We start from the raw sequence: 21,700 nt of genomic DNA on the forward strand, positions 1-21,700 counted from the left end.
GTGTGCAAACCTGGCACCCTGGATCTAAAAACCGAGGTCGAGCAGGCCGTTGGGCTGCAGGTAAAAGCGGTAGAGCAGATACAGCAAGACCAGCACCACGACGATGCCGATGATCCAGGCCAGACCGCCACCGCCTGAATTGTTACCTTTGAGTCGGGCCATGAACTCTCCTTACGTCGAACGGGACTTCGCAAAAGGGTTGCTGATGCGGCGAGGAATGATCGGTTGAAGGGCCGTTTGCGGCAGCAAGGGCCACAAACACTTCTGATCCGAAGTCTAGGCTGCGCTGATGCGCGTGGGAAACGTCACGGCGCTTACACGAGCTTGGCCGAGTCTTCGGCAAATCTTTAGCCGTCTGTGTCTAGGCCGCTAAACTGCGGGCCATGACGCTTTCTTCTTCGCTGCCGGGTTTGTGGCTCGGTTCGGAATCAGCTCTGCAACCAGCCCGGCCCCCGACGGCCCAGCTGCTGTCCGCCACGCCGCTGATCGTGCTGGTCGGCGTGACCGGGGTGGGCAAGAGCACCGCCCTGGCTGCCCTGAGCGCCGAGCACCTGCGGGTCTTACCGGACCGCCGGGAAGTGACCGACGCCGTGATGATCGGGCCGCTGGCCGGGAGGGCCGTGAGTGACCGGCAGGAACGTTTCGCCCTGAGCGCCCGCTACCGTGAGGCCCACCCCGGCGGCATGGCGCAGGCGCTCGGTGGGCTGTGGGCCGCGCCCGAAGCAGGCGAGCGCTTGGTCTTCGACGGACTGCGTGGGTTGGATGAGGTGCAGTACGCCGCCGGGCAGTGTGCCGGGTGGCGATTTGTCAACCTGCACGCGCCCGACGTGCTGCGGGTACGCCGACTGCTGGGCCGCAACGATAGCTTCGATCAGGTGCAGTCTTCGAGCGGCGGCGACCTGGCCCGCGAGCTGGCGGCCCTCCCCGGCGCTGGGCAGGTCTTCACGCCCACCGAACTCGCCGAACTCGCTGCGCTGGAAGCGGAAGGCCACCCGCCCGCCGACATTCTCGCCAAAACCCGCATCGTGCTGACCGAGAAGCTTAACTATGACCCTGCCGCCGCCTGCACTTTTCTGCTGACGCTGCCGCCTGAGCGGGTGCTTGATCTCGACACTGCTGCTCTGTCGCCGCTGGAAGTGGCCCGGCGCATTCGGAGCTGGCTGTGAGTGCACAGGCGGTGAAGATCACCCGACTGGAGGGCATTCCCTACCGCCTGCCCCTCCACGGAACGCTGACCTGGGGCGCGCACAGCCGACTGAGCGCTGCCGAGCATGTGCTGGTGCGGGTGCACCTCGACGACGGCACGGTGGGTGAGGCCGAAGCGCCGCCGCGCCCGACCATCTACGGCGAGACGGTCGCCAGCGTGCTGGGCATTCTCAAGCACCTCGAATCCGCCTTCGTGGGCCTGGACATCACTGATGAGGCGGCGCTCAATGCGGCCCGCAGCAGTGTGGCCCAGAACCTGACGGCCAGGGGCGCGCTCGACATGGCGCTGTGGGACGCCCGCCAAAAAGCCGCTGGGCACAGCCTCTTCGACGTGCTGCTGGGGCCGCAGCCCCAGGTGCGGGTGTCGTACATCCTGGGCATCAGCGCGCCCGCTGAGATGCTCGAAGAAGCCCGCCGGGTGGTGGAGGACGGTGTGCGCGTGCTGAAGGTGAAGGTTGGCCGTGACCACGCCCGCGACCTCAGCGTGATCGCGGCGCTGCGGGCCGAGTTCGGCGACGCGGTGCAGCTCTACGCCGACAGCAACGAGACGCTGACGCCCGAGCTCGCTCCTGCCGCCCTCGACGCCATGCGGGAAGCGGGCCTGACCTATGTGGAGGAACCGCTGCCAGTAAGCCTGCTGCGTGAGCGCCAGGGGCTCAGGGCCAGCGGCCACCTGCCCATCGTGGCCGACGATTCCTGCTTCACCCCCCTGGATCTGGAACGCGAACTGGCCTTCGACACCTTCGACATTCTCAACATCAAAACCGCCCGCAACGGCTTTACCGACGGCCTGGCCATGCTGGAGCGTGCCCGACGGGCGGGCAAAGGTGTGATGATCGGCTCGCAAGCCAGCAGCGGCCTCGGCACGGTGCACGCCGCGCTACTCAGTACCCAGGCGGGCGTCACCGAGCCGTGCGAGCTGAGCTTCGTGCTGAAGGTGCAGCACGATCTGCTCAACTTGCCCATTGAATTCAAGGACGGCTGGCTCAATGTGGCGGCCCTACGGGACCACAAGGTAGACGACGAGAAACTGCGGTCAGCGCGGCTCTGAACGCGGCCCTGTCTAGGTGGCTGGTCAGTGGCTTTGCAGGCCGTCAAATTTTTGTCAGAAAGCAGCTGATACGTTATGAGAAATGCCTCAAGAGATGCTCAACACCCTCGCGCTGCCGCTGCTGTTCGCCACCTTCGCCGGACTGTGGATCTACCGCCACCGCCGCTCGCAGCGCCCCCAATTGCTGTTGACGCTGTGCCTGCTGTTCGTGGTGGCGGCCTACGGCTACGCCCAGCAGCCGCAGCCGACGCTCTTTGCCCTGCTGCTGGGCTTCATGCTGATCCTCAGCGGGCTGCTGCTGCACCACTGGGAAGTGCTGACGGTGCCGGTGGGGCGCAGCGGCCCTCAGCGCCAGTAATTCAGCGCCGAGCGACCACGAAGATGCGCCGGAAGGCGAGCGGCGTGCCGTAGCTGCGGGCCGGGTACGCCCGCACGAGTTCTGCGCCGTACTCGCCTAGAAAGTCATTGGCGTCGGGTGCGCTGAGTTGCGCCAGCACCGGCCTGAGCGCCGTGCCTTTGACCCATTCCAGCACCGCGCTGCCGCCCTGCGGTGGATTGGGCAGCAGGTGCAGGTAGGTCGTTTCCCAGGCGTTGACGACGCAGCCCAGCGGCGCGAGCAGATCGGCGTATTCGGCGGGGCCGAAGCTGCCCAGCGCCGCCTTGTCGCGGCCTTCACTCAGGGTGGCGGCCCACCTCGGGCGCGCCAGCACCTCGGCCAGCAGGGTGTGGCTCGGTGCGCCGAAGTTGCCCGGCACCTGAAAGGCGAAGGTGCCGCCGGGAGCGACGAGTCCGGCCAAGTGGGGAATCAGCGCGGCGTGGTCAGGCACCCATTGCAGCGCCGCGTTACTGATCAGCAGATCGAGCGGACGCTCGGGTCGCCACCTTGTTAGATCGGCCTGCTCAAACGTCAGCTGTGCCGTGGCGTGCTGACGCGCCCGCTCCAGCATCTCGGCGCTGCTGTCGATGCCCATTACGGCCGCCTGCGGCCAGCGCTGAGCGAGCGCGGCGGTGAGGTGCCCGGTGCCGCAGCCGAGGTCAACCACCGTCTGCGGCTGCCCCTGCACCTGGGCCAGCAGATCGAAGAAGGGCCGGTCACGCTCTGCCTGAAATTGAAGGTATTGCTGCGGGTTCCACATGTCGGCAGCTTAAAAGAAAGGCCATAACCAGGTGGGTACTACCAGAGAGACAACACTAGCCCTCCACTCCCTCCAGATACAGCCAGCGCCCACCTCCCTGCACGAAGGTGCTGCGCTCCCGCAGGGCCCGGCGCTGGCCGCCTTCCTGAAAGCGGGCGGTGAAACTCACCGTGTCGCCCACGGCGCGGCGCACGGTCAGACCCAGCCAGTCGGTGTGGCCCAGGCGCAGCTCGGTGGGGCGGGTGCGCGGGTGCCAGGTGGCCAGCAGGTAAGCGGCGTCTTGTAGCACGTAGGCCGTATAGCGCGAACGCATCAGGGCTTCTGGGGTCTCGGCGGGCCTCTCACCGCTCAAACGCGGCGCGCAGCACCCGGCGTAGGGCGTTCTGGAGCCGCAGGGACAGGGCTTGAAGGCCGGAGAGGACAGGGGAGACATGCGCTGAGGGTAACGCAAGGCCGTCTTCTCCCGCATCGCGCCGCCTTATGCTCTAGCCCATGCTGAGTGCCCTTCTCACGGTGGTGCTGCCGGTGCTGCTGATTCTGGGGCTGGGGGCGCTGGTCGGCAACCGGCTGTCGCTGGACTCCACCACCATCAACCGCCTCAATTTGTACCTGCTGACGCCCACGCTGGCGCTCAACACGCTGCTGCACACCGAGGCCAGGCCGCGCGAACTCGCCACGCTGGTGCTGGCCTACTTCGTGCTGTCGGGTGCGGGCGTGCTGCTGGGCTACCTGGCCGGTTACCGGCAACCCGGCCCCACCCGCCGGGCGGTCATGGCCTGCGTCTCGATCGGCAACAACGGCAATTTCGGCTTGCCGGTGGCCCTCTTTGCGCTGGGGCAAACCGGCTTCGATCAGGCGCTGGTGATCTTTCTGTCGAGCGTGGTGTTGACCTTCACGGTGGGGCCACTGATCTTCGGCGGCGGTGGCGGCCTGTGGCCGACTTTGCGCGGCGTGCTGAAGTTGCCGGTGGTGTGGTGCATCGCGGCGGCGCTGATCATGCGGGGGGTGCACCTTCAGTTGCCGCTGGGCCTGGACCGGGGCCTGGGCTTGCTGGCGGGCGCGACCCTGCCGATGGTGCTGCTGTCGCTGGGGGTGCAGCTCGGCACGGGTGGGCGGCCCAGACTGCACTTCCCGGTGTGGCTGGCCAGCGGGCTGCGGGTCTTCGCCATGCCGCTGCTGGGCTTTGGCATCGGCTACGTCGTGGGGTTGCGCGGGCTGCACCTTCAGGGGCTGGTGCTGTCCTCGGCCATGCCCACCGCCGTCAACGCCTTCGTGCTGTCCAAGGAGTACCACGCCGACAGCGACACGGTGGCCTCGGTGGTGCTGGTCACGACGCTACTGAGTGTGGTGGGGGTAGCGGTGGTGGTGCCACTGCTGGGGCAGCTGCCCTGAGTCTGCCGCGCCGTGAGCGGCAAGGCCGGGCGCGTCGACGGCGGGGTGCATACTGGAAATCGTGTCCACCGCGCCAGAGTCTGACCGCGTTGCCCCCGCCACAGCCGCCTTGCCCGCCGACGCGCGCAACTACCGCCTGGGCATTCTCAACGGCTTTCTGGCCTCCACCGGCGACGGGTTTTTCAACACCTCGGTGGTGCTGGCAGGGTTCGCCTCGCGGCTGGGCGCTTCGAATACCGTGATCGGCTTGCTTCCAGCCATCGCGCAGGGCGGCTGGATGCTGCCGCAGATTCTGGTGGCGGCCAGGGTGCGGGCGCTGCCGTACAAGCTGCCGATCTACCGCTCCTCGGCCAGCGTGCGCATCGGCTCGTACCTGATGATGGTGCTGGTCACGGCATTCTTGTGGGAATCTCCGGTGCTGTGCCTGAGTCTGTTCGTGGCGGCCATGAGCATCAACGCGCTGGCGTCGGGCGTGTCGGGCCTGCCGTTTTTGGAAGTGGTCAGCAAGACGGTGCCGTCTCAGCAGCGCTCGGCGTATTTCGGTGTGCGGAACCTGGGCGGCGGGCTGCTGGCCTTTGCAGCGGGATTGATCGTCCGCTGGATTCTGGGGTCGGGGCTGGCCTTCCCGTATACCTATGTGCTGATTTTCGGGCTGGCGACCGTCGCCTACACCGCCGCCTACACCGTGTTCGGCAAGGTGCAGGAGCCGCCCGACGAGGTGCAGCTGCCCTCCGACACTCGTCAGGAACTGCGGGCCATTCCGCAACTGCTGCGGCTCGACGCGCACTTCCGGGCCTTTCTGAGCGTGCGGCTGATTTTGGCGTTCGCCAGCATGGCCGACCCCTTCTATACCGTTTATGCGCTGCGCGAATTGCGGGTGCCGAGCAGCATGCTGGGTGTCTTTCTGATGACTATTACCGGGGTCGCGCCGCTCTCGAATATCGTCTGGCGCTCCGTGGCCGAGCGCAAAGGCTCGCGCCGGATCATTCGCTATTCGGCGGCGGCGGCATTTCTGGCCCCGCTGATCGCACTGGGGCTGGGCTGGTGGTTTGCGCCCGGGCAGGCGGGCAGAGAGGTCAGCAGTGCGGCGCGGCAGAGTCAGGTCGGCTGGCTGTATCTGGCAGTGTTCGTGATGTCGAGCGTGGCGGCGCAGGGCTTTAATCTGGGCCACACCAACCACCTGCTCAACATCTCGCCGCCGCACAGCCGCAGCCGCTATATCGGCACGCTCAACACGCTGGTCGGGCTGGCGTTGTTCGCTCCGGTGCTGGGCGGGGTCATTGCCGACAAGTTGGGGTATGAGGCGGTGTTCTGGCTGGCGGCGGGACTGTTTGCGCTGGCATGGTGGTGGTGCGGTAAATTGCGGCGGGACGCCTAGCAGGTTGGGGTGGAGGGTCTGTCTAGAATTGGGCTTTTCGCCTGTGCGTCGGCTCCCCCTACCCGGTGGGGAGAGGAGTTTGTCGCTGCGCTCGGCATGGAGCTTCCGGTATTTCTAGCCGACCGTTGCGTTCATGTTCCAGACTGTCAGGCGTTGCCGGAGTGGGCGCTGTGCTAAAGATTTGCTGATCATGGGCAAGCTGCAAGGCAGCTGTCTATTTTAGAAACGACGTTGACCAGGGTTAATGTTCCTACTCGTGGACATAGGTCGGGGATAGGGGCCCAGCGACTGCCCTCTGCATTTCCCCACCTCTGACCGCCCGGTCGGGGTGCATTGTCCTTAGCGTGCGGCCTAGACTGCCTGCATGGAATACCGCAAATTGCACGGCACCGATCTCACGGTCAGTGCGCTGGGCTTCGGCGTCTGGACGGTGGGCACGACCTGGTGGGGCGTCAAGGACGAGGTGATGGGCGAGCAACTGCTGCGCCGCGCTTACGACTCGGGCGTCACCTTCTTCGACAACGGCGATACCTACGCTTCCGGCAAGGCCGAGGAGTTGCAGCGCCGGGCACTTGGCGACGTGCGAGGCGAGATCGTCATTGCCAGCAAGTTCGGCTACGACATCTACACCAACCCTGAGCGCCCCGGCCAGCAGGAGCGCCCCCACGACTGGTCGCCCCGGTACCTGCGCAAGGCGCTGGAAGGTAGCTTGAAACGCCTCGGCACCGACTACCTCGATTACTATCAGCTCCACAACCCGCGCCTGGACGCCATCGAGCGCGGCTCGGCACTGGCCGACGATCTGTGGGCCGAACTCGGCAAGCTCAAAGACGAGGGACTGATCCGCGCCTACGGCACCGCCCTCGGCCCCGCCCTCAACGAGCGTCAGATCGACGAGGGCATCGCCACCATCAAGGAGCGCCACGCGCCCACCCAGATCATCTACAACCTGCTCGAACAACTGCTCGGTGAGCCGATTCTTAAGGTGGCTGAGGCCGAGGGCGTCAGCATGATTACCCGCGTGCCGCACGCCTCGGGCCTCCTGGAAGGCTACATGACGCTCGACACCGAGTTCGAGCCGGGCGACCACCGCAACTGGCGCATGACCACCAACGCCAAGAAAAAAGCCTGGATGGAAGACGGCCTCCAGAAAGCTGAGCAGATCGACGCGCAATTCGTGGCGGGCCAGGGCCGCAGCATTGGGCAGCTGGCCCTGCAATTCGCGCTGCACAGCCCGATGATGGCCAGCGTCTTGCCCAATATCTATGATCAGAAGGGGCTCGACGAGTACGTGGCCGCCTTCGATGCCGCTCCGCTGACGGCCAGCGAGTACGATGCCATTCAAGCGCTTTACAAAGGCAATTTCGGCCTTCAGACCAATCTGATCGGCGAGGTCGTGAAATGAGCGAGCTGGACAACCAGACACCCGCCCAGGCCGCCGAGACGCCGCCCGCCGCCAAACCGGAGAGCAAACCCGCAGGCCGCCCCAAGATGATGGTCGATCTCGATCCCAGCGGCCAGGTGACCCAGCGCGAACCTGACCGGGCCAAGCGCCAGTTTCTGAATTACGCCTTCTACAAACTCGACCCGGCCTTTCGCCGCCTGCCGCGCGCCGAGCAGACCGAGATCAAAGCGGAGTTTCTGGCCGCCGCCGAGGGCTGGGTTACGGACGCGCCGGTCGTTAACGGCCTGATTCAGCGCACCTACTCGCTGATGGGCGTGCGCTCGGACGTGGACCTGATGCTGTGGCGCATCGCCTTCGACGTGCGCGAGTTCGCCGACGCCCAGGCCCGGCTCAACCGCACCCGCTTGATGGGCTACCTGACGCAGCCGTACAACTACGTCTCGATGCAAAAGCGCAGCCAGTACGTCAACCGCGTCGAGGGCAGCGGGCACGGCCTGGAAGTGCTGCCGGGGCAGGGGCAGTTTCTGTTCATCTACCCGTTCATCAAGACCCGGCCCTGGTACAAGCTCACGCCGCATTCCCGCCAGGGCATGATGGACGAGCACATCTACGCCTCCGCGCCGTTCAAGGGCGTGCGGATCAATACCAGTTACTCCTACGGCATCGACGATCAGGAATTCGTGGTGAGCTTCGACTCGGATACCCCGCAGGAATTCGTCGACCTCGTTCACCGCCTGCGCTACACCGAGGCCAGCAGCTACACCCTGCGCGACGTGCCGATGTTCACCTGCATCAAGAAGGAGCTGGCAGAGATTCTGGAGGAGTTGAGCTGAGCAGGCCGTGACGGAGCGCCAGGGGGAGTGGACAGTGATCAGGTCCACTCCCCTCTGGCCTTTTACCGGATTTCCCTCAACCGCACCGCCAGATTCGGCAGGTCCACTTCGGCCATCTGCACCTTCAGCAGCGTGCCGGTGGGGGCCGCCGTGCTCATCAGGGTATCGAGGGCCAGTTCGGGAATCAGCACGGTGGCCTGCGGGCCGCGCCGCTCGACGACCTGCGCGTCCCAGATGCGCTCCGGCTGGCGCTTGAGCATCACCAGGGTGTAGTGGCGGCGGGTCAGGCGCTCGGTGGTGCGGGTGCCGCCCGCGTTCATCTCGGCCTGGGCCACCCGTCCGGCGATCTCGCCCCCGGTCAGACCAGGCTCCTCCTTGAGGGCGGCCCTGAGCTGCTGGTGCACCACCAGGTCGAGGTAGCGCCGCATCGGTGAGGTGGCCTGCGCGTAGGCGTCCAGGCCCATGCCGTGATGTGCTCCCGGGGTGGGCCGAAAGCGGGTGCGGGCCAGCGTCTTGCGGCGTGCCCAGTGGGCTGGAAGGTCGTCGCCGCGCACTTCGCGGGTGGGGGCGTCCTGGGTGGCGTAGGGCAGCGCGATGTCCAGGTCGTCGGCGTAGATGGCCGCCGCCCAGCCTGCCAGCGTCATGCATTCCTGCACGATCGAGCGGGTCTCGGGGCGCGGCAGCGACCTGATCTCGATCTCGTCGCCGTGCAGCTTGACGCGCACTTCCGGCAGATCAATGCTCAGCGCGCCCTCGGCCTCGCGCTGCTTCTTGCTGGCGACGTAAAGCTTCTGAAGCGTCACGAACGGCTCCTCGCCCGCGTCGAGCCGCAGTTGCGCGGCGCTGTAACTCAGCCGCTCGGCCCTGATGGTGGTCAGCTGCACGTCCACCGTGTCGGCGTTCCACCCGGCGTCGAAGTCGATGCTGATGCTCAGTGCCGGGGAGGTCGGGTGCAGACCCAGGCCCAGCCGCTCAACGACGGCATTGGGCACCATGCTGTAGATCCGGTCCGGCAGGTACAGGGTCGCGCCGCGTGCGCGGGCTTCCAGGTCCAGCGGACTGTTCGGGGCAATCAGCGCGGCCACGTCGGCCACGTGGACCCACAGCCGCCAGCCGGTGGCCAGAGGCTCAAGGCCGATGGCGTCGTCGGGGTCCTGGCTGCCCTCGTCGTCGATGGCGTAGGCGGGGAGGTGCGCCAGATCGAGGCGGGGTTCGTCGGGCAGTTCCGGCACCGGCAAGTCGATGTCGCTCAGGTCGATGCCCGCCCGCTCGGCATACGGCACCCGCAATTCGTCCCATATGCCCCGGCGCAGCAGAAATTCGTGGGCGATCTCCGGCGTCTCATTGAGTTTGGCGTCACGGATCGCCTTGGCACGCTCGGCCTTGCCGCGTGCCAGCAGTTCCACCTCGGTGCGCTGGGCTGGGGTCAGGTCGTCGGGTGGGGTGCCGGGGTTCTGTGGAGCGGTCATTGAACCAGCATAGCGGGACAAGGCCGACGCGGGCGGCAGGAGGTTTTGTAAAGAGGGATTTTCTATTCTCAGATAAATTCTGCCTATCGTACCGAATCGAGGCCCTGATCTCACTCCAAAAATGCTATATGGAAACTAAGACTTGACAATCTATTATATCTGGGTTTATAACTGCTTCAGAGGAAGGGCGACGACCGCCCGACCCAGCACCCCTGGAGGACGTATGAACGACGAGAACACGGGAGGACAGCATGCGGCGGACCAGAACGCCTTTCGCCTGCAAGTTCAGACGCTGGTGGCGCAAGGCAAACTCACCCTCGAGGAAGCCGCCGACCTGCTCGGTGAGGGCATGGAAACCTTCGAGAACACAGCCAGCCCGGTATCACCTGCATCCCAAGCCCCAGTGGAGCTGAGCAAGTCGGTTGAGCCGACGTCAGCTGCTGAGGGCGCGGGCATGGGCAGCACTCTCCCCAACATTCCCGGCCTGTCTGCCGCCGCGCCGCTGATCGGCAAGCTGGTCAACAAGCTGGTGCGGGAAGTCGCGCCGCACTCGGAGAGCGATACGCCCGACGACCTGCGCCTCGACATCGCGGGCTACTCACTGATCGTCGCCACCGACGCTTCGCTGAGTACCCCCACCCTGAGCGGCGACACCGACGGCCTGACACTCAGCAGCTCGCACAAAGGCTGGAATCTCAAGCAGGAACACGGCCTGCGCTTCGGCAGCCGCCGGGTGAGCCTGAACGTGCCGTTCGTGCCGCGCCATGTGCGCGCCGAACTGGCAGGTGGGCAACTGGTGCTCCCGGACGTGGCGGGCGAATTGCAGCTCGATATCGCAGGCGGCAACGTGCGGGTGGGCGAGGTGGGCCACCTCAAGGCCGAGATCTCCGGCGGCAACCTCACGGCGGGCGCGGTGGCAGGCAACTTGCACCTGGAAATCAACGGGGGCAACGGCAAGATCGAGCGCAGTCAGACGCTGATCGCCGAGGTCAACGGCGGCATGCTCAACTGGACCGGCCTGCTCACTGAGGGCCAGCACCGCCTGGAAGTCAACGGCGGCGCGGCCAACCTCACCTTGCTGCCCGGCAGCAGTGTGCAGCTCAGTGCCGAGGTGACGGTGGGGCAGCTCGTCAGCAATTTTCCCACCCACAAGCGCGGCGGGATGCTGAACGCCACCTACAGCGGCACCCTGAACGGCGGGGCGGCAGGGCTGTCGTGTCAGGTCTCGGCAGGCCAGGTGCGCCTGAATGCCGAAGATGTATTGCCGGGAGGAGTCACCCATGCGTGAGCAGATTCGCCGGATTCTGGGCCTAGTCCACGCCGGACGCCTCAGCAGTGAGGACGCCGCGCCGCTCCTGGCCGCCCTGCACCCCAAGCTGGCCCTCAGCGAGGACGCCCTCGCGCCGATCTTCGCCCTGCTGGTCGCTGACGGCTTCGGCCCCGAGCGCGTCACCGACATTCTCTATGCCCGCACCGATCCGCCCAAAGCGGCGGCAGCCAGCACCCGCAGCGTGCCGGGTGCCCCCAGCGCGCCGCCACCGCCCAGATCCGGCTGGCTCGGCAATCTCGACGGGCTGGCCGAGCGCATCACCGACACCGTGGAGCGGGCGCTGGACGGCGTGCCGGGGGTCAATGTGACTTCTCAGAGTGCCCGCCCGGCCAGCCCGCCGCGCCCCGGCAGCATCCTGCGCATCGAGGTCGAGGATGAGAACGGTGGCAGCTACAGCGCCAACCTGCCGATCAGCCTCGCGGCCCACGTGGGCAAGTTGATTCCGCCGCAGGCCCTCAAGTCGCTGGCCGGAATGGGCCTGAGCATCGAAGCGCTGCAGCTGCTGCTGGAGAGTAATCCCCCGCCGGGACCGCTGCTGGAATCCGAGGACGAGAACGGCAACGAGGTCCGTCTGACGGTGAGGTGAGCCCCCTCTCCCGCCGGTTGCCCAACCCGGTGCCTGCCTCCAAGAGAAATCCAGTCGCCACCGGGTTTCTCTTGCCGGGTTTTGACTGGCAAATTGACGCTGGCAGGATTCTGCCGGCATCCCCGTGAGGAGCGCTACATTGAGTCCCATGCCCCGCCGCCCGTTGCCCCTGCCGTTTCCCGATGTGAGCGAGGCCCCGCTCGTCACCGAATTGCGCTTTCCCGAATCGGGGATCACCGTTCAGGGCGAGTTCGAACTCAACGAATTCGCCACCCTCGCGCCCGATACGCTCGATTTTCTGCGCCTCTACATCAAGGTGCGCGGCAACCTCAAGGAAGTCGAGCGCATTCTGGGCCTGAGTTACCCCACCGTGCGCGCCCGTTTCGACAACCTGCTGCGTTCCATCGGTTATGAGCCGGAAGCCGCCGATCCCCGCGACGAGGTGCTCAGTCAGCTCGAACGCGGCGACATCACGCCGGAAGAAGCGGCCAAGAAGCTGCGGCGCTGAATGATTGAAGGTTCAGCGCCGCAGCTTCTTTGGGTGAGAATTGCTTATTCGTCTTCTTTGACGGCCAGCTCGTTGTATTTGTTGGCCAGCACGAAGAAAGTGGGGGCCCACAGGCCGACGAAGATGCCGAAGCGCTCGCCGTGGGCGCGGTCCTCGCCGCTGCCCTTGCCGCCAGTGGTAAACCAGATGGCGATGGAGGCCAGAATGGAAGCGAAGCCCGCGACGGTCAGTACGTTGGAAGTGGTGCGGTTGTCCATGATGGTCCTCCTGAAGGTAAGGGTCGGCACGTTGCTGACCGGTTCAGGGCAGTCTGCTCGACCCACCGGACATGCTCTGCATCTTTCCTGACCAAGCGCCAGCGGGCTTAAGGAGAAATTAAGAAGCGCTCGAGGGCAATTCCGGCTCGTTTCGGGTGTTCCTGAACACGTCCTGGCCGCTGAATTTCTCGACCTCGACCCTCACGCCGCTGCGGGCGCTCTGGTAGATCGCGTCCATCAGGCGGTGGTCCTGCACGCCCTCCTCACCGGGGGTGTACGGCTCACGGTTCTCGCGGATACAGACGGCGAAGTGGTCGACCTCCAGCGTGAACTGGTCGTAGGCGGCAAATTGGGGCCGGGTCTTGGCCCGCTCGTCGCTCAGTTCCAGCTCCAGACCGATATAGACGAAGGCTGGGTCGAGCAGCACCGAGCCGGCCTCGCCCAGCACCCGCACGGTGTCGGTCTTGAAGGCCCCGTAACTGGTCAGGAAGTTGGCGATCAGACCGCTGGGAAAGCCCAGCATCACGCTCATGGATTCTTCGACTTCCTTGAAGCGCTCGTCGTTCTGGGGCTGGTGCATCGCCGCGTAGACCCACTCCGGCTCCAGTCCGGTCAGGAAGCGCAGGGTGTTGAGGCAGTAGATGCCCACGTCCACCAGCGGCCCGCCGCCGGCCTGTTTCAAGCTCAGCCGCCATACGCTGGCATCGTCCTCGACCTGGGCGTGAATGCTGTCGAGCAACTTGATCTTGCCGAGCTGGCCCGCCGCGATGGCGCGTTTGGCAGTCCAGTGGTGCGGAGTGTACTGGATGCGGTAGGCCGCCATCAGCTTGACGCCCGCCGCTTTGCAGGCGGCGACCATCGCCTCGGCGTCCTCGGTGCTGGTCGCCAGCGGTTTCTCGCACAGCACGTGCTTGCCCATCCTGGCAGCGCGTTCGGTGTACTCACGGTGCAGGTTGTTGGGCAGCACGATGTAGACGGCCTGCACATCGTCACGCTTTGCCAGATCGTCGAACTGTTCGTAGGTGTAGGCGTCCTGGTCGCTGAGGCCAGCGGCGCGGGCAAAGGCCTGACCCTTGTCCGGCTCGCCGGTCACGACGGCGGCCAGGTAGGCGTGCTGGCTGGTCCGCAGCGCGGGAATCAGTTCCTCGGCGCTGAGTTCACCCAGGCCCACGACGGCAAAACCGACGCGCTTTTGCTGGGGTTCGGGATCTCCGATGTCAGGTTGGTTGGGCATACGTTCTCCTCGGGGTGAAATGGGGTCTCTCCGCTTACCCTAGAAGCTGGTTCGTCCGCCCGGATTGGGGAGCCGTCAAGCGGCCTTTAAGTGGACGCCCGGTCATTGGAGGCGTTTCGGTGGGGCGGTTCAGATGACCCCGCCGCCGATGACCAGCCGCAGCCCGGCCAGCACCAGCACCACTGCGCACAGCACCAGGCCGCCGCGCTTGCCGCTGACGGCTCCCAGAATCAGGCCGATGATGCCCAGTGGCAAGGTCACGAACCAGTTGGTCCAGCCCAGCAGCGGCAGAAATCCGAGGGCGAGGCCCAGCACGGCCAGGACGCCGAAAATGATCGAAGCGGTGTTCATGATGGTGAATACTGGGCGAGCGGGCCGAAAGTTGCCGGCCCTGCTGGCCGCGCCTCTTTCCTGAGTCCAACGTCAAGGAAGCGTGACCCCATCCCCAAGCGGTCTTTGACCCGCCTTCACCGACCTGAGCGCTGCCGGGCCGAGGCTGCTTGCCATGACCACCTCACAACCTTTGCAGGGTAAGACCGTCGCCATTCTCGCTGCCGACGGCGTGGAACAGATCGAGCTGACCAGCCCGCGTGAAGCGCTCGAACAAGCAGGGGCCACCACCCACCTGATCAGCCTCGAAGCCGGGCAGATTCAGAGCATGAAGGGCGACATTGAGCCCAAGGACAAGTATTCGGTCGACAAGGCGGTGGCCGGGGCGAGTGCCGATGACTACGACGCCCTGGTGCTGCCGGGCGGCACAGTCAACCCTGACAAGCTGCGGCTGAGCGACGACGCCATGTCATTCGTGCGCTCGTTCTACGAGGGTGGCAAACCCATCGCGGCCATCTGTCACGGTCCCTGGAGCCTGAGTCAGATCGGCGGCGTGACGGGGCTGAAGTTGACCAGCTGGCCCAGCCTACGCCGCGAACTCGAACTCGGCGGCGCGCAGTGGGTCGATCAGGAAGTGGTGCAGGACAAGGGCATCGTAACCAGCCGCAAGCCCGACGACCTGCCCGCCTTCAACCGGCAGATCGTCGAACTGTTCGCGGCAAGCGGACGTTATCAGCGCTGAGGGCGGCCCGCATTCCTAAGCCCGCCTGAGCCTGATGCTCACCCGAACCCCAGCGGCAGGCGGCAGGCTGGAGGCATGACCCAGAATACCAGCCCGTACAAGCTCAGCCGCAGCGAAACCCAGCACGGCGAGGACGGCCAGCACCACCTGATCAAAGGTGAGAAGGGCAGTGTGCGCCTGTGGCACAACGAGGAACCTTCCGCTGACGCCGACAAGACCATGCACAAACACGACTATGAGACGCTCGGCTACGTCATCTCCGGGCGGGTGGAGCTGATGATCGAGAACCAGAGTATCGCGCTGGAACCCGGAGACAGCTACTGTGTGCCGAGTGGGGCCGAGCACCGGTTTCACATTCTGGAAACCCTGACCGCCGTGGAAACGACCACGCCCAGCGCCTTCTGAGTCCACTTTCAACTTGACTTGAAGCGCACTCTAGCCCTTAGAGTGCGCTTATGACTGATTCCCAGACCACGCCCGAACCGATCACCTCGCCGTTCGGTGCACGCAGCACGGCAATGGACGTTGTCGCCGGGCATGACCTAAGCGGCCAGACCGCCGTCGTCACCGGAGCTGCTTCCGGCATCGGTGTCGAAACGGCCCGTGCCCTGTTGAGTGCTGGGGCGCGGGTTTTGCTGGCAGTGCGCGATATGGCGAAGGGTGAGGCGGTGGCCCAGGAGCTGAGAGCGAGTACCGGCAACGACGCGGCACACGTCGTCGAACTCGACCTCAGTTCGCTGGCCTCGGTGCGGACAGCGGCGGCCCGTATTCTGGACCTTGCGCCCCAGCTCGACCTGTTGATCGACAACGCGGGCGTGATGGTCACGCCATTCTCGCGCACCGCCGACGGCTTCGAGATGCAGTTTGGGACCAACCATCTGGGTCACTTCCTGCTCACCGAGCTGCTGATGCCTGCCTTGCTGGCGGCAGCCCCGGCGCGGGTGGTGGCGCTCAGCAGCAGTGGGCACCGACGCAGCGACGTGCTTCTGGACGACCTCAACTACGATTCGCGGCCCTACGACAAGTGGGAAGCCTACGGCAACTCCAAGACCGCCAACGCGCTGTTCGCCGTTGGTCTGACCCAAAAGTACGGTGCTCAGGGCGTCACGGCCAACTCGGTCAACCCTGGCGGCATCATGACCGGCTTGCAAAAGCACCTGCCTATCGAGGAGCAGCGGGCGATGGGCTGGATGGACGAGCAGGGCAACCTCAATCCCGTCTTCAAAACAGTCGAGCAGGGCGCGGCCACCAGCGTCTGGGCAGCGGTGGGCACCGAGCTGGAGGGCGTCGGCGGCCTCTACCTGGAGGATGTGCAGGAGGCACTGCCGGTGAACCCGTCGCGGCCCTACGTCGGCTACCTGCCCTATCTGCGTGACAGCCAGAAAGCGCAGCGGTTGTGGGACGAGAGCGAGAAACTGGTCGGCCTGAAGTCATCGCTCTGAGGCAAGCGAAACCGCCCCAGCAGTTCAGGGGCGGTTTCGCTGATTGGACAGATTGGGGATGAACAGGGCCGCTCGCGACCCGACTTCCGAAAGTCGAAAACAAGCACACCGTCGGCGCTTCCATTCCGGTAGAGACAGAATACGCTCTGGACGTACTCAGTGAATGTAATTCAAGTCTGAATAGCTGCATAGGGGTCTGCGGAGCTGACTGAGCGAGTGTGGAGGGCGAGCCTAAACTCTCGGGAACGCCAGACCGAGAACGGTAAGCTATTTGGCCTAAGCCCGGTTTTTGCCGTCTATGCCGACTTCTCGTAGGCTCAAGCCGTGGAAGACACTCTCCCGATGCTCCGAGATTTTCGGCCCGAAGACGCCGTTGAGATCGCCCAGCTCGTGACCGCCAGCGTGCGCGGCCACTGGACCTACATACCCGAACACTTCACCGTCTCGGTGCAGCCGGGGCGATTCCGCACGGTCGCCCAACGTCTCACCGTTTGGTGACGGTGCATCCGACGCATTCCGGCTGGATTTTGCGGGGGAGGCCGAACACTTCAACCCGCTCTACACCCTGGCGCTGACCCGGCTGCCTGGACGCGCTCCGCTCATCGGCGTGGTCCGCGAGGACTTCGGCGAGCAGATGTACTTCTTTGCGGCGGCGGGCTTTCGCAACGCCTGGCAATCCTGGGGCGCGCACCTGAAGCTGGCCCGGTTCAAGTTCTCGCCTTTCAGAACGCTGGAAGAACGCCTGTTTCTGGAGGGGTACGAAGTGGAGCTGCTCTCCAACGATGCGCCGCCAGCCGACTGGGAAGCCCTCCACGCGCTGAGCCGCGAAGCCGTGCACGACGCGCCGCAGAACCCGACCACGACGCCGGACGACCTGAGGCTGGAGAAATTGCGCGAGCTGATCCGGCGTGAGGAAACGGTTTTTGTGGCCCGGCACAAACATCAGATCGTCGCCTTCACCCGGCTGACCTTGCGCAGGGTAGAAGCCTGGAACTATGACCGACATGGCGTCGGCATGATGGCGGTGCTGAGCAGGCGCAGCACGCTCCACACAGAGTCCGCAATGCCGATGGCCATTGCTGGTGTCCGCTGCGCATATTGACGGCGCCCCACCGGTTCTTCCAATTTCACCCGTAGGCTCCGGTGGATCCGGCAAAAGTTGTCCACAGCGTTCACCAGATCGCTGACCGTCTGGCGGACGTGAGGAAGCCTTGCAAACGCGAGGCTCCTGCGCACCTGATGCGGGTTCATGCGTCGGGCAGTGCCGTTATGGCCTTCCACAGCAGAGGTGTTCGGCGTGATGTACCCCAGCGCATCGAGCTCCTGATCGATGCGCCGCTGGCTCCTAGCGGCGCATTCAATGCGGATGTCTGTGACGCGCTTACTGTGATAGGTCTTGATGATCCGCACGTGCCCTGACATCCTGGGGATGCGATACTGAAGCCTCGGGAGCCGTCCACGGCTCCCCTGACGCTTGGGCTGGTCAGGTCGGTCGAACACCTGTGCGAACAGCGAGTCGTACGGCAACCAGCCATCTGTGAACAGCACCACGCTCTGCGGATCATACAACCGGGAACAGGGACCGAACAGCAATCGCACCGCCAGATCCATCGTCCTCGCGCCCAGCGCGTTCTGCACCAGGAATTTTGAGCGTGAATCGATCACAGTTGCCTCCCAGCACGGCTGATCCTTACGCCCAACGAAGCTGTGCCGCTCATCCGCCTGCACACTCGTCACCTGTAGATCCTGGGCGTGGTGATCGTGAACACACTGGGCGTGTTCACCAGCGATGCAAACCAACCGGGAGACGGTGGTGCGGTGCGTCTGGCTCAGCTCAGCGGTCTGTTTGAATCTGTTGCCGCGCGTCACATGCGCCATGATGTTCGCTGCGCGCTCACGGGGGAGCTTGACGTTCCACAGGGCCGTTCCCTTCAGTTCACTGAATTCCCGCCCGCAGCTGGCGCAGCGCAGCAACCGGCGTGGCCCCGAGCGCGTGTCGTACCACTTACGAAGACGCAGATTCCCGAGACCCGCTTGGCCAAAGGCCGGACAGGCGGTGTTGAGGCAACGGAAACCGTCGAGTGAGGATGAATCCATGCGTCCGGAGATAGGCCCCAGATGCCGCTCCTGTCAGGCATGTCGGTTATGATTCCAGACTTCTATCTTGCGCGGCCAGCACGCGGAAACCGAACAGACAGCCGTGAGCCGTTCGCACCGCAACAAGGGTCTGGCGACGCTGCTCAAGGCGCGTTCACTGGCCTGGGCGCGTGAGAATGGCGGCACCGAGGCCAGTGCTGGCGGCACGGTCCTGAACTTGGCGATACTGAAACTCAATCACCGCCTGGGTTATTTGCCGGAGCCGATGTGGGTGACGTGGCGGCTGGAGCGCTGAGCGCTTTCTTGCCTTTCTTGCCTGGTCCTTCGCTCGCCTTTGATGCGTACTGCTTCACTCCCCCCGCTGCCGCGAACTCGGTTTCCAGCTCGGCCAGTGGCTTCTCGGGCTTGCTGCTGGTGTCGCCCGGCAGGGTGTGGGCAAAGACTTCTATGGCGTCGGGATAGCCGTCACCGTCCGCGTCACCGTTGGCGGCCAGCACGCCGTACAGCACGTCGCTGAACCTCGCTTTGGGATTCATCTGAAAGCCTTTCTGGAGCGCCTGCCCGAAGAGGTTCCAGGGCGCGCCGCCAGACTTGTTGACATGACAGAAGGTGCAGGCCATGACCTTGCCGCTGTACTGCCACAGCGGCTCGCCCACGTCGTAGTGCAGTTGATGGATGGCCGTCAGGCGAAAAGCGGGCATCGAGAGGGCGGGCGTCAGGACGAGGAGGCCCAACGCTGCCCAGCGCCGAAGAATCAACCCAGCCATTTCGGGCCGTTGAAGCTGCCGCCCAGAATCTCTTTTGAGTCCAGTTTCAGCCAGCTGTCGAGCGCCTGGGCATACACGCCCCGGAAATCCTGCTTGTAGCGGATATCGCCGTCGGCCAGGCTCTCCAGGTCAGGGCTGTCGCCGTGAATGCCGCCCTTCACCGACTTGCCCAGCACGAACATCACGCTGCCCTGGCCGTGATCGGTTCCGGCGCTGTCGTTCTCGGCCACCCGCCGTCCGAACTCGGAGAAGCCCATCACGACCACCTTGTCTGCGAGGCCCTGCATGTCGAGGTCAGCTTGGAAGGCGGCCAAGCCCTCGGCCAGCTGGATCAGCAGATCGTCTTGCTCGGCGCGCTGCCCGGCGTGGGTATCGAAGCTGCCCAGCGAGGTGTAGAGCACCCGCTGGCCGTTGCCGCCCGCGATCAGCCGGGCGATGTCCTGCAAGCTGGCGGCAAATTTGCTGTCGGGGTACTTCGCGCCGGAGCGGTACTTGCTGAGGTTTTTTTGCACGCGGGCGGTGTTGAGGAGCATCTGCTTGGTGGCTTTCTGGAGGTACCCGGCCTCACCCGTGCGCGGCGTGTTCAGCATAGCTGTGAAGGGATCGTGCAGGCCAGCGGGCAACTTGACCTGAAAACCGTCCACACTGCTGATGCTGGGCAGCGAAAAATCCTTGGCCTGCAGGGCCAGCGGCGTGGCGTTGCCGATGTTGCTGGCGCAAAACGGGTCGCCGATGGTCTCGGCAATGCGCCCGATCCAGCCGTCCGAGGCGGCCTGGCTGGGATCGGCGGTGTGCCAGATGGCCATGCTGGCAAAGTGGCTGCGGTTGGGATTGGGATAACCGATATTTTCCAGCCAGCCGAGCTGCCCGGCGTCCCAGAATTTGCTCAGCGCCCGCAGGCTGGGGTGCATGCCCAGGTCGGCGTTCAGCGTCAGCACGTCTTTTTTGGCAATGGCGATGTTGGGCCGGGCCGCGTAGTACGCGCCGTTGGAATAGGGAACCAGGGTGTTGAGGCCGTCGTTGCCGCCGGTGAGCTGAATGACCACCAGGGTCTTGTCGCCGCCTGCCTGGGCCGCTGCCCGCGCCAGAAAACCGGGCATCCCGCTGGTGACGCTGACCGCCAGCGCCGAGACTTTGAGAAAATCGCGCCTGTTCATGGGAACTCCTTCGGAGGGAAAGTGGATTGTGGGGCCTGAGGAGGAACACAGGGCAGTCCCTGGCGCTCGTCTCTCGCGGACGGCTGCTCTAAATCAATTGATATTCGGGACTGACCAGCATCAGATAGGTGCGCTGGGCGGGCGGCAACTTAGCGAGTGCGGGCGGCAGGGTCTCACTGCCGATCAGCGACAGCGTGCTGAATTCGGGCGTGGGGCTGCTGCCCTGCCCCAGTGCCTGCTTGCCCAGGGTCAGTCCGGCGGCCACCTGCATGCGCAGCAGCAGCGTGCCGTCGTTGATCCACTCGCGGCCCCCGTCCCAGCCCTTGACGGTGGGTGGGTGCAGCAGTTGCTGGCCCAGCCGCGCCAGGGTACCGCTCAGGTTGAGGTAGGTCTTCTCGCCGATGTCGCTGCGGCGGCCAGCGGAGCGCAGCGCCCCCACCACGAACTCGGCAGGACTGCGGATGATGCTGCTGCGGGCCGTATAAAACTCCTGGCTGCTCAGCAGGTCCTGCATCACTGCCCCCAAATCGCCGCTGTGCTGGCGGTAGCTCTCAGTGAGGCGGGCCTGTCCGGCGGGATCGGGCGCGTCGCTGACAAACGAGCGCCACAGTTTCATGGCGACCCGCTCGGCGGTGGCCGGGTGGCCCGCCGCCAGCCGCACGATGTCGTCACCGCCGAGGTTGCCCTTCTGGCCGAGGTAGGTTTTTGAGCCGCCGTCGTGCTGTTTGGGGTTGAAGGTGAACGTCTGCGGCTCGGCAAACTGCTTGTTGCCCCGGCCACCCTGATAGGTCCAGCCGGTGAGCGCCCTGGCGCCTTCCTTCACGTCGGTTTCCGAGTAGTGGCCGATGCCTGCCGTGTAAAGTTCGAGCAGTTCGCGGCCCAGGTTCTCGTTGGGCTTGCCCTTCTTGTTCTGGTCGTTGTCGAGGTAGTGCATCACGGCAGGCGTTTTGACGGCAGCCAGCGCCAGGTCGGTGAAGGGACTCAGGGCATGCCCGCGCAGCACCGTCAGGTAGCCTTCCAGCGCGCTGACATTCTTGACCTTGTCGGTGCCGATGACGAAGTGGTTACTCCACATCAGCGTCAGGCGCTCGCGCAGTGGGTAGGGGGTCAGCACCATCTCGCGCAGCCAGCCCGCTTCCATCAGCTTGAGGGCGGCGGCGGGCGTCGCTGCTTCCAGGGGCTTGAAGGGCGTGTCGAGGGTGGTCACGGGAAACTTTAGGAGTCCGGCGGCGGCAGCCTGCGGCGTCTGCCCAACCAGGGCGCGGATCTGCGCTTCGGTGGCCCCGAAACTGGTGCGGCGCAGCAGGTGGGCCGCGTCGGTCAGGGTCAGGGGTTGGGTGTGTGGGGTGAGGGGCACAAGGTCTCCTAGTGGATCAGCGC

The 21,700-nt window shown here is 65.1% G+C and carries 27 protein-coding genes; 16 read left to right on the forward strand and 11 right to left on the reverse strand.

The window, feature by feature from the left end:
* Positions 1 to 24 precede the first annotated feature (24 nt).
* Positions 25 to 162: a hypothetical protein gene (locus GUI70_RS23955; RefSeq protein ID WP_202630424.1), complete on the reverse strand. Its 138-nt coding sequence runs from the start codon at positions 160 to 162 to the stop codon at positions 25 to 27.
* Positions 163 to 383: 221 nt separating this feature from the next.
* Between GUI70_RS23955 and GUI70_RS07800 the strand changes: the two genes are divergently transcribed.
* From GUI70_RS07800 to GUI70_RS07810, 3 genes are all read left to right on the forward strand, one after another.
* Positions 384 to 1,166 (forward strand): AAA family ATPase, encoded by a 783-nt coding sequence (locus GUI70_RS07800; protein ID WP_237724778.1) that lies wholly within the window; start codon positions 384 to 386, stop codon positions 1,164 to 1,166.
* Positions 1,157 to 2,257 carry an enolase C-terminal domain-like protein gene (locus GUI70_RS07805; RefSeq protein ID WP_438503466.1) on the forward strand — a complete coding sequence of 367 codons (1,101 nt, stop codon included), beginning with the start codon at positions 1,157 to 1,159 and terminating at the stop codon, positions 2,255 to 2,257. The genes GUI70_RS07800 and GUI70_RS07805 overlap by 10 nt, the downstream gene beginning before the upstream one ends.
* Before the next feature lie 82 nt (positions 2,258 to 2,339).
* The gene (locus GUI70_RS07810) at positions 2,340 to 2,615 is read left to right on the forward strand and encodes a hypothetical protein (protein ID WP_161881727.1); all 276 of its coding nucleotides are present in this window, start codon (positions 2,340 to 2,342) and stop codon (positions 2,613 to 2,615) included.
* 1 nt (position 2,616) lies between these two features.
* Here GUI70_RS07810 and GUI70_RS07815 read toward each other — a convergent pair whose 3' ends face one another.
* Both GUI70_RS07815 and GUI70_RS07820 read right to left on the reverse strand, forming a co-directional pair.
* Positions 2,617 to 3,393, reverse strand: a complete 777-nt coding sequence (locus GUI70_RS07815) for a methyltransferase domain-containing protein (protein ID WP_161881728.1) — start codon at positions 3,391 to 3,393, stop codon at positions 2,617 to 2,619.
* A gap of 55 nt (positions 3,394 to 3,448) precedes the next feature.
* Complete coding sequence (locus GUI70_RS07820; RefSeq protein WP_161881729.1) at positions 3,449 to 3,826, reverse strand: YchJ family protein; 378 nt, start codon at positions 3,824 to 3,826, stop codon at positions 3,449 to 3,451.
* Between the two features lie 59 nt (positions 3,827 to 3,885).
* On the opposite strand from GUI70_RS07820, the gene GUI70_RS07825 reads away from it, so the two are divergent.
* The 4 genes from GUI70_RS07825 (at position 3,886) to GUI70_RS07840 (ending at position 8,401) form a co-directional block, all read left to right on the forward strand.
* The gene (locus GUI70_RS07825; RefSeq protein WP_161881730.1) at positions 3,886 to 4,785 is read left to right on the forward strand and encodes an AEC family transporter; all 900 of its coding nucleotides are present in this window, start codon (positions 3,886 to 3,888) and stop codon (positions 4,783 to 4,785) included.
* A gap of 109 nt (positions 4,786 to 4,894) precedes the next feature.
* Positions 4,895 to 6,163: an MFS transporter gene (locus GUI70_RS07830; protein ID WP_161881787.1), complete on the forward strand. Its 1,269-nt coding sequence runs from the start codon at positions 4,895 to 4,897 to the stop codon at positions 6,161 to 6,163.
* Positions 6,164 to 6,527: 364 nt separating this feature from the next.
* Positions 6,528 to 7,568: an aldo/keto reductase gene (locus tag GUI70_RS07835; protein ID WP_161881731.1), complete on the forward strand. Its 1,041-nt coding sequence runs from the start codon at positions 6,528 to 6,530 to the stop codon at positions 7,566 to 7,568.
* Between the two features lie 86 nt (positions 7,569 to 7,654).
* Complete coding sequence (locus GUI70_RS07840; RefSeq protein ID WP_161881788.1) at positions 7,655 to 8,401, forward strand: chlorite dismutase family protein; 747 nt, start codon at positions 7,655 to 7,657, stop codon at positions 8,399 to 8,401.
* A gap of 62 nt (positions 8,402 to 8,463) precedes the next feature.
* On the opposite strand, the gene GUI70_RS07845 is transcribed toward GUI70_RS07840, so the two are convergent.
* Entirely contained in the window at positions 8,464 to 9,870 is a 1,407-nt protein-coding gene (locus GUI70_RS07845; protein WP_161881732.1) for an RNB domain-containing ribonuclease, read from the reverse strand.
* A gap of 223 nt (positions 9,871 to 10,093) precedes the next feature.
* On the opposite strand from GUI70_RS07845, the gene GUI70_RS07850 reads away from it, so the two are divergent.
* From GUI70_RS07850 to GUI70_RS07860, 3 genes are all read left to right on the forward strand, one after another.
* Positions 10,094 to 11,158 carry a DUF4097 family beta strand repeat-containing protein gene (locus GUI70_RS07850; RefSeq protein ID WP_161881733.1) on the forward strand — a complete coding sequence of 355 codons (1,065 nt, stop codon included), beginning with the start codon at positions 10,094 to 10,096 and terminating at the stop codon, positions 11,156 to 11,158.
* Positions 11,151 to 11,786 (forward strand): hypothetical protein, encoded by a 636-nt coding sequence (locus tag GUI70_RS07855; protein WP_161881734.1) that lies wholly within the window; start codon positions 11,151 to 11,153, stop codon positions 11,784 to 11,786. The genes GUI70_RS07850 and GUI70_RS07855 overlap by 8 nt, the downstream gene beginning before the upstream one ends.
* 148 nt (positions 11,787 to 11,934) lie before the next feature.
* On the forward strand, positions 11,935 to 12,294 hold the full coding sequence (locus GUI70_RS07860) for a DUF2089 domain-containing protein (RefSeq protein ID WP_161881735.1): 360 nt from the start codon (positions 11,935 to 11,937) through the stop codon (positions 12,292 to 12,294).
* Positions 12,295 to 12,338: 44 nt separating this feature from the next.
* On the opposite strand, the gene GUI70_RS07865 is transcribed toward GUI70_RS07860, so the two are convergent.
* The 3 genes from GUI70_RS07865 to GUI70_RS07875 all read right to left on the reverse strand — a co-directional run bounded on the left by GUI70_RS07865 (position 12,339) and on the right by GUI70_RS07875 (position 14,136).
* Positions 12,339 to 12,551: a hypothetical protein gene (locus GUI70_RS07865; RefSeq protein ID WP_161881736.1), complete on the reverse strand. Its 213-nt coding sequence runs from the start codon at positions 12,549 to 12,551 to the stop codon at positions 12,339 to 12,341.
* A gap of 118 nt (positions 12,552 to 12,669) precedes the next feature.
* Positions 12,670 to 13,785 carry a Gfo/Idh/MocA family protein gene (locus GUI70_RS07870; protein ID WP_161881737.1) on the reverse strand — a complete coding sequence of 372 codons (1,116 nt, stop codon included), beginning with the start codon at positions 13,783 to 13,785 and terminating at the stop codon, positions 12,670 to 12,672.
* A gap of 129 nt (positions 13,786 to 13,914) precedes the next feature.
* Positions 13,915 to 14,136 carry a hypothetical protein gene (locus GUI70_RS07875; protein WP_161881738.1) on the reverse strand — a complete coding sequence of 74 codons (222 nt, stop codon included), beginning with the start codon at positions 14,134 to 14,136 and terminating at the stop codon, positions 13,915 to 13,917.
* A 154-nt stretch (positions 14,137 to 14,290) separates the two neighbouring features.
* Between GUI70_RS07875 and GUI70_RS07880 the strand changes: the two genes are divergently transcribed.
* The 5 genes from GUI70_RS07880 to GUI70_RS07900 all read left to right on the forward strand — a co-directional run bounded on the left by GUI70_RS07880 (position 14,291) and on the right by GUI70_RS07900 (position 17,401).
* On the forward strand, positions 14,291 to 14,857 hold the full coding sequence (locus GUI70_RS07880; protein WP_161881739.1) for a type 1 glutamine amidotransferase domain-containing protein: 567 nt from the start codon (positions 14,291 to 14,293) through the stop codon (positions 14,855 to 14,857).
* Between the two features lie 75 nt (positions 14,858 to 14,932).
* Complete coding sequence (locus GUI70_RS07885; protein WP_161881740.1) at positions 14,933 to 15,262, forward strand: cupin domain-containing protein; 330 nt, start codon at positions 14,933 to 14,935, stop codon at positions 15,260 to 15,262.
* Positions 15,263 to 15,312: 50 nt separating this feature from the next.
* Complete coding sequence (locus GUI70_RS07890) at positions 15,313 to 16,299, forward strand: oxidoreductase (RefSeq protein WP_161881741.1); 987 nt, start codon at positions 15,313 to 15,315, stop codon at positions 16,297 to 16,299.
* A 324-nt stretch (positions 16,300 to 16,623) separates the two neighbouring features.
* Positions 16,624 to 16,797: a hypothetical protein gene (locus tag GUI70_RS07895; RefSeq protein WP_161881742.1), complete on the forward strand. Its 174-nt coding sequence runs from the start codon at positions 16,624 to 16,626 to the stop codon at positions 16,795 to 16,797.
* A gap of 109 nt (positions 16,798 to 16,906) precedes the next feature.
* Positions 16,907 to 17,401 carry a hypothetical protein gene (locus GUI70_RS07900; RefSeq protein WP_161881743.1) on the forward strand — a complete coding sequence of 165 codons (495 nt, stop codon included), beginning with the start codon at positions 16,907 to 16,909 and terminating at the stop codon, positions 17,399 to 17,401.
* On the opposite strand, the gene GUI70_RS23960 is transcribed toward GUI70_RS07900, so the two are convergent.
* Complete coding sequence (locus tag GUI70_RS23960; protein WP_202630425.1) at positions 17,293 to 18,396, reverse strand: IS1 family transposase; 1,104 nt, start codon at positions 18,394 to 18,396, stop codon at positions 17,293 to 17,295. The genes GUI70_RS07900 and GUI70_RS23960 overlap by 109 nt on opposite strands.
* Before the next feature lie 67 nt (positions 18,397 to 18,463).
* Between GUI70_RS23960 and GUI70_RS07910 the strand changes: the two genes are divergently transcribed.
* Positions 18,464 to 18,691: a GNAT family N-acetyltransferase gene (locus GUI70_RS07910; protein WP_237724780.1), complete on the forward strand. Its 228-nt coding sequence runs from the start codon at positions 18,464 to 18,466 to the stop codon at positions 18,689 to 18,691.
* Here the strand turns inward: GUI70_RS07910 and GUI70_RS07915 are convergent.
* The 3 genes from GUI70_RS07915 to GUI70_RS07925 all read right to left on the reverse strand — a co-directional run bounded on the left by GUI70_RS07915 (position 18,630) and on the right by GUI70_RS07925 (position 21,677).
* Positions 18,630 to 19,163, reverse strand: coding sequence for a hypothetical protein (locus GUI70_RS07915; RefSeq protein WP_202630426.1), 534 nt, complete (start codon positions 19,161 to 19,163; stop codon positions 18,630 to 18,632). The genes GUI70_RS07910 and GUI70_RS07915 overlap by 62 nt on opposite strands.
* Positions 19,151 to 20,320 (reverse strand): DUF1501 domain-containing protein, encoded by a 1,170-nt coding sequence (locus GUI70_RS07920; protein ID WP_161881744.1) that lies wholly within the window; start codon positions 20,318 to 20,320, stop codon positions 19,151 to 19,153. Before GUI70_RS07920 ends, GUI70_RS07915 begins: the two co-directional genes overlap by 13 nt.
* 88 nt (positions 20,321 to 20,408) lie before the next feature.
* Positions 20,409 to 21,677, reverse strand: a complete 1,269-nt coding sequence (locus tag GUI70_RS07925) for a DUF1800 domain-containing protein (RefSeq protein WP_161881745.1) — start codon at positions 21,675 to 21,677, stop codon at positions 20,409 to 20,411.
* Positions 21,678 to 21,700 lie beyond the last annotated feature (23 nt).

This window comes from Deinococcus alpinitundrae (assembly GCF_009982895.1).
Classification (GTDB): domain Bacteria; phylum Deinococcota; class Deinococci; order Deinococcales; family Deinococcaceae; genus Deinococcus; species Deinococcus alpinitundrae.